The organism is Hydrogenophaga sp. 70-12 (assembly GCF_001897365.1).
Classification (GTDB): Bacteria; Pseudomonadota; Gammaproteobacteria; order Burkholderiales; family Burkholderiaceae_C; genus Hydrogenophaga; species Hydrogenophaga borbori.
Genome location: NZ_MKSS01000336.1, coordinates 1 through 7,136, shown reverse-complemented (window position 1 = coordinate 7,136; position 7,136 = coordinate 1). Strand labels below are relative to the sequence as shown.

Here is a 7,136-nt window from a genome sequence, read left to right as displayed (position 1 = left end):
TCCAGCGCACGGGTTTGGACGGGTCGCCCCGCAAGACCTGCTTCTTCAGGTTGGGCAGGAACAGTGCCGCGGCCTTGACGCCGCGCGTGACCTGCTGCGCACCATCTTTGGCCGCGCGGCTCAGCGCGCCAGCGGTCGAAAGCTCTTTCCAGGTCTTGTGGGGGTTTTGAAGTTTGAGAGGAGAGAAGCCCATGGCGAGGAACGGCGAGGAAGAAGGGGCATCCCGATCACGGGACGGCGGTCAGTCGGAAAACCCAACTCGCGGCCTGAGTCGCGGCGACCCTCGTGATCGTTCCTTGACCATCTACCCGGCCTAGTCGCTAGGACGCCCATCCCTTTGGCAGATGGCCGGGCAAGCCGCTGGCGACCAGAATCCCCGCTCCTGCCCGGTCACCGCCCCGGGCGCCCGTCCGAGGAAAGGCCGACCCATGACCCCCGACCAATTCCAGGAGTTGTGCCGCGGCACGGCACGCGCCCTGGGCCTGCGCGACCCCAACGCCCTGTTCACCGGTGGCGAGGTGGTCCTCGACGGCGTGAAGGTTGGCGCCTTCCACGAGGAAGAACACGACCCCGAGGGCGTCTTCTGCTACGCCGACCTTGGCCCGATCGGCACCCAAGCCAACCCGGTGGAGCTGCTGGAGGAGGTGCTGGCCATCAACCTCTCGCTCGACGGCGAGCGCGGCGAGGTGATTGGCCTGGAACGCGACAGCCGGCACCTGGTGCTGCGCGTGCGCCTGAGGGAAGACCAGGAGCCCTTGCACGAAGGCCGCCTGGCCGAGGAGCTGCGGCGCTGCGCGGCGCAGGCGAACGCGCTGTACGACAACGCCCTGTCCGGGGTCGAACGGCCGGTGGCCTAGGCCAGGGCCTTGGGGCCGCGGCCGGTCGGCCTTTATTGAGATCCGGAGGGGCTGCCGCTGGAACTCTCGATCGGCGCCTGGTCGGCGTCGTCCAACAGGAAGTCGCCCTGTTCGTTCTTCGGGTAGTCGACCTGCTCCAGCACCTCGGCGGACACCAGCCCGGCGGCCAGGTATTCCCATGCGATGGCGGCCCGGCATTGGGCGGCGGCCTCGGGCTTAAGCGTCAGAGGCGACAGCCGCGACTCGGCAAAGCGCGCGTTGGCCCCATCGGCGCGGTAGAGACCCGGGCGCCCATCCACCGTGACCTGGTCGCAGTCGTCCGGCGAAATGACGCCCCTGTCCACCATCTCTCGCAGGCCTTTGACGACGCAGCGGTTCAGGTCGTCGCTCGAATACCCGCACTCGGCGGGCCTCGCCGCCAGCGCCGCGCCCATATGCTCGAACACCTTGAGCAGGGCATCGAACCGCTGCTGCTGCAGCGGCCGATTGGCCCAGGCGATGTCGCGGTCGTCGCGGGCCGCCACCCGGTCGGCGTGGGCCTTGTGGTCCTTGTAGTGGCGGTCCATGCCGCGGTAGCGTTCCCGCTCGTACTTGCGCTGGTCGTGCAGGGATTTGATCCACGGCGTACGGCTGTTCAGGTTGAACACCTGCTGCACCAGCTTCACCACCGCCACGCCAGCGTTGCCCACGACGACGGCACCCACGAAGTGGCCGGCATCCCCCACCTTGCGCAGCGCCGCCTGGGCCTTGGCGTCCTTTTGCAGTTGCTTGGTGTATCTGACGTCCAGATTCGGCTGGGCAGGGCGTTTGTTGTGCGGGACCATGGCGAAGGCTCCTGGCGGTGCGTTGGGGTTTGAAGGCAGGCGGAAAGCCTGCTACGTGGCAGGCGCCCGGCCCGCCGTTCCCCTGGCATCCGAAGGAAGGATGAACGCCGATCGGCCAGCACCGCGCGCTGCGCGCGCCCGAGCAGGCCGCCCGCGCCCGCTCAGGCGCCGCGCGACAGCCAGCCCAGCAGCGCCGCCGCCAGCGAGGGCAGCACCAGCGCGTTGAGCAGCGCGCTCAGGCCCATGGCCAGCCCGGCGAAGGCGCCGGCCTCCTCGCCCTCCTGAAACGCGCGCGCGGTGCCGATGCCGTGCGCGATGGTGCCCAGCGCGAAGCCGCGCGCCGCCGGCTCGTGGAGGCGCAGGGCATCGAACAGGAAGCGCCCGCCCACCGCCCCCAGCACGCCCGTGGCCATCACCAGCACGGCGGTGAGGGAGGGCAGGCCGCCGATCTTTTCCGAGATGCCCATGGCCACCGGCATGGTGACCGACTTGGGCGCGAGCGAGGCCATGGTGGCGGACGAAGCGCCCAGCGCCCAGGCCACCACGATGGCCGTGGCGGCGGCGGCCAGCGCGCCGGCCACCAGCGCCGCCAGCAGCGGCAGTGCCAGGCGGCGCAGCCGGTGCAGCTGCTCGAACAGCGGCACCGCCAGCGCCACCGTGACCGGGCCGAGCAGAAAGTGCACGAACTGCGCGCCCTCGAAATAGGTGGCGTAGGGCGTGCCCGTGGCCCACAGCAGCGTGGCCAGCACCAGCACCGTGGGCGGCACCGGGTTGGCCAGGGGGTGGAAGCCGCTGCGCCGGTAGAGCACGAAGGCGGCGTGGTAAACGAGCAGCGTGAGCGTGAGGCCCAGCAGCGGCGTGGCCGCCAGGTAGACCCAGATGTCGATCAGGCGGCGCGGGGCCTCGGGATTCACCGCGGCCCCTGCGAACGGCGCGTTTGCCAACGCATGAGCCACACCATGGTGCAGGCCGAGACGGCCAGGCCCACCAGCGTGCTCACCACCAGCGCCACCCCGATGGCCAGGGCCTCGTCGCCCAGCCGCTGCAGGTGCTGCATCACCCCCACGCCGGCGGGCACGAACAGCAGCGACAGGTGCTGCAGCAGGCCCTGGGCGGTGGGCTTGATGGCGTCCAGCCAGGCCGGGCGCAGCGCCAGCGCGGCCAGCAGCAGGGCCAGGCCCACCACCGGCCCCGGCACGGGCGCGCCCGTGAGCAGCACGGCCACCTCGCCGAACAGCTGGAACAGCAGCAGGGTGGCGAGCGCGGGAATCATGCCGGCCATGGCGGGTTTGCTGGCACCTTCTCAGGCCTGCAGCGCCTCGTCGAGCAGTTCGACCCAGTGCCGCACCGGCGTGGCCGTGCCGCTCTGCAGGTGGGTGATGCAGCCGATGTTGGCGCTGGCGATGACAGCGGGCTGGAGCTCGCCCAGGTGGCCGAGCTTGCGGTCGCGCAGCTCGTGGGCGATCTGCGGCTCCAGCACCGAGTAGGTGCCGGCCGAGCCGCAGCACAGGTGCGCCTCGTTGCGCGCGAGTTGCACGGTGAAGCCGAGCTCGCCCAGACCGCGCTCCACCCCGCCGCGCAGCTGCTGGCCGTGCTGCTGGGTGCAGGGCGGGTGGTAGGCCACCACCCGCTGCGGATCGGGCCGGCGCGCCAGCTTCGGCTTCAGCGCGGGCACCAGGTCCGGCAGCAGCTCGGACAGGTCGCGCGTGAGCGCGCTGATGCGCGCGGCCTTGTCGGCGTAGGCGGGGTCGTCGCGCAGCAGGTGGCCGTAGTCCTTCACCATCACGCCGCAGCCCGAGGCGTTCATCACCAGGGCCTCGGCGCCCTGCTGCACGAAGGGCCACCAAGCGTCGATGTTGGCGCGCATCTGCGCCAGGCCGCCGCCGTGGTCGTTGAGGTGGAACTTCACCGCGCCGCAGCAGCCGGCCTCGGGCGCCACCAGGGCCTGGATGCCGGCGGCGTCCAGCACGCGCGCGGTGGCGGCGTTGATGTTGGGCGACATCGACGGCTGCACGCAGCCCGCGAGCATCAGCACCTTGCGCGGGTGCGCGCGCGTGGGCCACGCGCCGGCGGGGCGCGGCTCGGGCACCTTGGCCTGCAGCGCGCCGGGCAGCAGGCCGCGCACCGCCTGGCCCAGCTTCATGGCCGGGCCGAACAGCGGCGAGCTCAGGCCCTCCTTGAGCAGCCAACGCACGGCGCGCTCGCCCGTGGGGCGCGGCACCTTTTCCTCGACCACGGCGCGGCCGATGTCGACCAGGTGGCCGTACTGCACGCCGCTGGGGCAGGTGCTTTCGCAGTTGCGGCAGGTGAGGCAGCGGTCCAGGTGCTGCTGCGTCTTGCGCGTGGGCGTGGCGCCTTCGAGCACCTGCTTGATGAGGTAGATGCGCCCGCGCGGGCCGTCCAGCTCGTCGCCGAGCAGCTGGTAGGTGGGGCAGGTGGCCGTGCAGAAGCCGCAGTGCACGCACTTGCGCAGGATGGCCTCGGCCTCGCGGCCGCGCGCGGTGCCCTGGAACTCGGGGGCGAGCTGGGTCTGCATGTCAGAAGAGGGTCGGGGCCTGGAAGATGCCGTGCGGGTCGAAGGCCTCGCGCAGGCGGCGCATCACGGCCTGCAGCGCGGGGCTGGGCGTGTCCGCGCGCGCCACGCCGCCGTCCCCCGAGGCCGGGGCGCGGAACAGCTGCGCGTGGCCGCCGGCCGCGCGTGCGGCGGCACGGATCTCAGCGGCGGCCGCCACCGGCGCCCACAGCCAGCGCTGGGCGCCCTGCCATTCGATGAGCTGCGGCCAGGCGGCCAGCAGCGGCGCGGCGGTCTGCGGCACGCTGATCCGCCACAGGCCATGGTCGGCCGAGGGCGCGTTGGTGAAGAAGGGCAGGCGCTGGTCGCGGCAGGCGGTCCAGTCGGCGCCGGCGGGGGGGTTGTCCAGGCGCTGGCCCGGCGCTTCGGCGAGCAGGCGCTCGCACGCGGCCTCCACCGCCGCGGCGGCGCCGCGCAGACGCAGGAACAGGCGATCGCCCCCATCGGCCTCGCGTTGCCAGCGCGAGGCGTTGAGCGGCAGCGGCTGCCCGCCCCAGCGGTGCAGGCGCTCCAGCGCGTTGGACTGGTCGACGCCGAAGGTCAGCGTGGCCTCGGCCGGCGCCATCGGCAGCACCTTCAGGCTGAGTTCGGTGATCACGCCGAGCGCGCCCCAGCTGCCCGCGAGCGCGCGGCTGACGTCGTAGCCGGCCACGTTCTTCATGACCTGCCCGCCGAAGGTGAGCAGCTCGCCGCGCCCGTTGATGAGGCGCGCGCCAAGCACGTAGTCGCGCGCGCCGCCGACGCTGGCGCGCGCCGGGCCGGCCAGGCCGCTGGCCACGGCGCCGCCCACGGTGCCGCCGGCGCCGAAGCGCGGTGGCTCGAACGGCAGGCATTGGCCGTGCTCGGCCAGCGCGGCCTCCAGCTCGGCCAGCGGCGTGCCGGCGCGCACGGTGACCACCAGCTCGCTGGGCTCGTGGCTCAGGATGCCGCTGTGGGCACGCACGTCGAGCGCGACGCCCTCGGCGGGCGCGTGCACGAAGGACTTGCTGCCGCCGCCGGCGATGCGCAGCGGCGCGCGCGCGGCCACGGCGGCGCGCACCGGGTCGATGAGGGCTGATGGGTGGTCGCTGGCCGGCACGAAGCCCTGCCCGGGGGCAGCGGCGGGGGCCAGCGCGTCGTGGGGCGCGGACATGGTGGCGGCGATGGTAGCGGCCACTCACCGCGCGGGCCTTGAATTTTTTGCACGCGCGGCTGCAATCGCGCCGGGCGCCGCGCCGGCCTAGCGCGAGGCGAAGCCCAGACAGGCCCCGGCATTGGGCCGGCCCCGGCATTCCCGCGTCAGGCGCCGCGCGCGCTCGGCCGGGCTCTCGTCCGACGGCGCCTTGTGGACAGTGAGCTTGCCCGGCGCGCGCCGCGCGGCCGTCGGCGCGTCGGGGTCTTGGGCGGCCTTGGGCTTCTTGGCGGCGAGGGCACCGCCCGCCGCCAACAGCGCCATCGCCAGCACCCAACAATGAACCGTCTTCAAGCCCATGCGCCCTCTCCTGTGGTTGCGTCGGGCGGCGATGCTAGGGCGCCCGCGCGGGCCCTGCCCCCGGGGAGTACAGAGCCACCGCCACCGGCCTGGACGCCTCCGGCGCCGTCGACGACGATAGGGGCTCGCGCCCGAGCGCCAGGAGACCGCCATGCCCGTCCAACGCTTCACCACCAGCCGCCTGCAATGGGCCGACTACGACCCGGCTTCGCGCCAGCTGGACCTGGGCTGGGCCAATGGCTCGGTGCAGGCCTACAAGCAGGTGCCGCAGGAGGTGTTCCGCCGGCTGTGCAGCGCCCCCAACCCGGCCACCTACTGGGAAGACCGGATCGCCGAGGAATACCCGCAGGGCACGCCCCGGGCCGGCGCCCGCGCCACAGGTCCGGGCAAGACGCTCAAGGACCTGTTCGACGACCCGCCGGCATAGGCCGAAGCAGACCGGCCCATGCCGGGGAGGCGAAAAAAAGCCCGCGGGCCTGGCGGCGCGCGGGCGGGTTTCCTCGGAGGAAAGGGTGATCGCGCGGATCAGCGGTGGTACGCCGTCTCGCCGTGCGAGGTGATGTCCAGGCCCTCGCGCTCGGCCTCTTCCGAGGGACGCAGGCCCATGGTGAGGTCGGCGATCTTGTAGGCGATGAAGGCCACGACGCCCGACCAGGCCACGGTCACGAGCACGCTCTTGACCTGCACCCAGACCTGGTGGCCCATGGCGAAGTCCTCGGCGCCGGTGCCGCCCAGGCCCGGCGCGGCGAACACGCCGGTCAGGATGGCGCCGACGATGCCGCCCACGCCGTGCACGCCGAACACGTCGAACGCGTCGTCCGCGCCCAGCATCTTCTTCAGGCCGCTGACGCCCCAGACGCAGACGAAGCCGGCCACGATGCCCAGCACGATGGAGCCCATGGGGCCGACGAAGCCCGCGGCCGGCGTCACGGCCACCAGGCCGGCGACGGCGCCGGAGGCGGCGCCCAGCATGGAGGCCTTGCCCTTGAGCAGGGACTCGGCCAGGCACCAGGCCAGGGTGGCGGCGGCGGTGGCCAGCACGGTGTTGATGAAGGCCAGGCCGGCCACGCCGTTGGCGGCGCCGGCCGAGCCGGCGTTGAAGCCGAACCAGCCCACCCACAGCAGCGAGGCGCCCACCATGGTCAGCGTCAGCGAGTGCGGCGTCAGCGCTTCCTTACCGTAGCCGATGCGCTTGCCCACCACGTAGGCGCCCACCAGGCCGGCGACACCGGCGTTGATGTGCACCACGGTACCGCCCGCGAAGTCGAGCGCGCCGTCGGCCGCCAGCAGGCCACCGCCCCAGACCATGTGGGCCATGGGGATGTACGAGAAGGTGAACCACAGGGCCGAGAACAGCAGCACGGCGCCGAACTTCACGCGCTCGGCGAAGGAGCCCACGATCAGCGCCACGG

The 7,136-nt window shown here is 72.8% G+C and carries 10 protein-coding genes; 2 read left to right on the top strand and 8 right to left on the bottom strand.

Going from position 1 to position 7,136, the window contains the following annotated elements:
* Window positions 1-193: hypothetical protein (locus BGO22_RS17460; RefSeq protein WP_286851982.1), on the bottom strand; the 193-nt coding region annotated here is incomplete at its 3' end.
* Between the two features lie 235 nt (window positions 194-428).
* Here BGO22_RS17460 and BGO22_RS17455 point away from each other — a divergent pair.
* Window positions 429-857 (top strand): CesT family type III secretion system chaperone, encoded by a 429-nt coding sequence (locus BGO22_RS17455; RefSeq protein ID WP_070400168.1) that lies wholly within the window; start codon window positions 429-431, stop codon window positions 855-857.
* 32 nt (window positions 858-889) lie between these two features.
* Here the strand turns inward: BGO22_RS17455 and BGO22_RS17450 are convergent, their stop codons facing one another.
* The 6 genes from BGO22_RS17450 to BGO22_RS17425 form a co-directional block, all read right to left on the bottom strand.
* Window positions 890-1,681: a hypothetical protein gene (locus BGO22_RS17450; protein ID WP_286851981.1), complete on the bottom strand. Its 792-nt coding sequence runs from the start codon at window positions 1,679-1,681 to the stop codon at window positions 890-892.
* 161 nt (window positions 1,682-1,842) lie between these two features.
* Window positions 1,843-2,595 (bottom strand): LrgB family protein, encoded by a 753-nt coding sequence (locus tag BGO22_RS17445; protein WP_286851979.1) that lies wholly within the window; start codon window positions 2,593-2,595, stop codon window positions 1,843-1,845.
* Window positions 2,592-2,954 carry a CidA/LrgA family protein gene (locus tag BGO22_RS17440; protein WP_070400320.1) on the bottom strand — a complete coding sequence of 121 codons (363 nt, stop codon included), beginning with the start codon at window positions 2,952-2,954 and terminating at the stop codon, window positions 2,592-2,594. The genes BGO22_RS17445 and BGO22_RS17440 overlap by 4 nt, the downstream gene beginning before the upstream one ends.
* A 30-nt stretch (window positions 2,955-2,984) precedes the next feature.
* The gene (glcF, locus tag BGO22_RS17435; protein ID WP_204743837.1) at window positions 2,985-4,217 is read right to left on the bottom strand and encodes a glycolate oxidase subunit GlcF; all 1,233 of its coding nucleotides are present in this window, start codon (window positions 4,215-4,217) and stop codon (window positions 2,985-2,987) included.
* A 1-nt stretch (window position 4,218) separates the two neighbouring features.
* Complete coding sequence (gene glcE / locus BGO22_RS17430; protein WP_286851976.1) at window positions 4,219-5,385, bottom strand: glycolate oxidase subunit GlcE; 1,167 nt, start codon at window positions 5,383-5,385, stop codon at window positions 4,219-4,221.
* 87 nt (window positions 5,386-5,472) lie between these two features.
* On the bottom strand, window positions 5,473-5,724 hold the full coding sequence (locus tag BGO22_RS17425; protein WP_204743835.1) for a hypothetical protein: 252 nt from the start codon (window positions 5,722-5,724) through the stop codon (window positions 5,473-5,475).
* Between the two features lie 151 nt (window positions 5,725-5,875).
* Between BGO22_RS17425 and BGO22_RS17420 the strand changes: the two genes are divergently transcribed.
* Window positions 5,876-6,151, top strand: a complete 276-nt coding sequence (locus BGO22_RS17420; protein ID WP_204743834.1) for a KTSC domain-containing protein — start codon at window positions 5,876-5,878, stop codon at window positions 6,149-6,151.
* Between the two features lie 98 nt (window positions 6,152-6,249).
* Here BGO22_RS17420 and amt read toward each other — a convergent pair.
* Window positions 6,250-7,136, bottom strand: an 887-nt coding sequence (gene amt, locus BGO22_RS17415) for an ammonium transporter (protein WP_286851973.1), incomplete at its 5' end; no start/stop codon positions are given.